This is a genomic window from Psychrobacter pygoscelis (genome assembly GCF_004335015.1).
In the GTDB taxonomy this organism is placed as follows: domain Bacteria; phylum Pseudomonadota; class Gammaproteobacteria; order Pseudomonadales; family Moraxellaceae; genus Psychrobacter; species Psychrobacter pygoscelis.
Genome location: NZ_RQRU01000014.1, coordinates 1 through 1,583, shown reverse-complemented (window position 1 = coordinate 1,583; position 1,583 = coordinate 1). Strand labels below are relative to the sequence as shown.

Annotated in this window: 1 protein-coding gene; it reads left to right on the top strand. The window is 50.7% G+C overall.

Features of this window, described 5'->3' with window-relative positions:
- A partial coding sequence (locus EGV92_RS13740; RefSeq protein ID WP_423227920.1) for a beta strand repeat-containing protein occupies positions 1-1,583 on the top strand: 1,583 nt, incomplete at both ends.

Genomic DNA, 1,583 nt, shown 5'->3' with positions numbered 1-1,583 from the left:
ACACAGTAGATATCGGCACAGCAGATGGTGAGAACAACCTAGCTGTCGTGAAATCCGGCAACACCATCAAATACAGCCTGAAGAAGACGCTTGACTTAGGTGATACAGGTAGCGTAACGACTGGCAACACAGTGACTAACAATGCCGGTGTTACCGTTAATGACGGAGCTGGCAACGTCAGTGAACTAACAGCGGCAGGAACAGAAGTTACCGATGGCAACAACACCAGCAGCTATAACGCTGAGGGCAGCACCATAACCGATGGTGACAACACCACAACCACCACAGCAGCGGGCACTACGGTTGAAGACCAAGATGGCAGCAGCAGTATTTACAATGCCAAAGGCATTACTATTACGGATACCGACAGCGATCCTGACACCTCTAACGTGACCCTAACTGAAAACGGTCTGGACAATGGTGGCAACACCATCAGCAACATCAAAGCCGGCACCAAAGCCACAGATGCGGCGAATGTTGGTCAAGTTCAAGGATTAGCCAACAACGCCACAGACAGTGCGCCAGTGGTTTACACCACCGAAGATGGCACTCAAGTCTATAAATCAGGCAACACCTTCTATACCGATGCCGCAAGAACGGCAGGCAATGAAGTGAATACTGATCAGACGCCTATTATTACCAGCGTTCAAAGCGCAGATGGCAGCACCACAAAAGCGACCAAGCTGAGCAACGTCGCAGCAGGCACCAAAGCCACAGACGCGGTGAATAAAGGTCAGCTAGATCGCATTAGCACTGCTGGCGACACAAAAACCAATACACTCGGTAGCAGTACCGCCAGTAACTTAGGTGGCGGTGCGACGTATGACAGTGAAACCGGCACAGTAAGTGCGCCAAGCTACAGTGTTAATGATGTCACAAAAAACAACGTTGGCGATGCGATTGCAGCCTTAGACCAAGGCTTTACGCTGCAGACCAATAATGCTGATGGCGCAGCGATTAAAGCGGGCGACACAGTAGATATCGGCACAGCAGATGGTGAGAACAACCTAGCTGTCGTGAAATCCGGCAACACCATCAAATACAGCCTGAAGAAGACGCTTGACTTAGGTGATACAGGTAGCGTAACGACTGGCAACACAGTGACTAACAGTGCCGGTGTTACCGTTAATGACGGAGCTGGCAACGTCAGTGAACTAACAGCGGCAGGAACAGAAGTTACCGATGGCAACAACACCAGCAGCTATAACGCTGAGGGCAGCACCATAACCGATGGTGACAACACCACAACCACCACAGCAGCGGGCACTACGGTTGAAGACCAAGATGGCAGCAGCAGTATTTACAATGCCAAAGGCATTACTATTACGGATACCGACAGCGATCCTGACACCTCTAACGTGACCCTAACTGAAAACGGTCTGGACAATGGTGGCAACACCATCAGCAACATCAAAGCCGGCACCAAAGCCACAGATGCGGCGAATGTTGGTCAAGTTCAAGGATTAGCCAACAACGCCACAGACAGTGCGCCAGTGGTTTACACCACCGAAGATGGCACTCAAGTCTATAAATCAGGCAACACCTTCTATACCGATGCCGCAAGAACGGCAGGCAATGAAGTG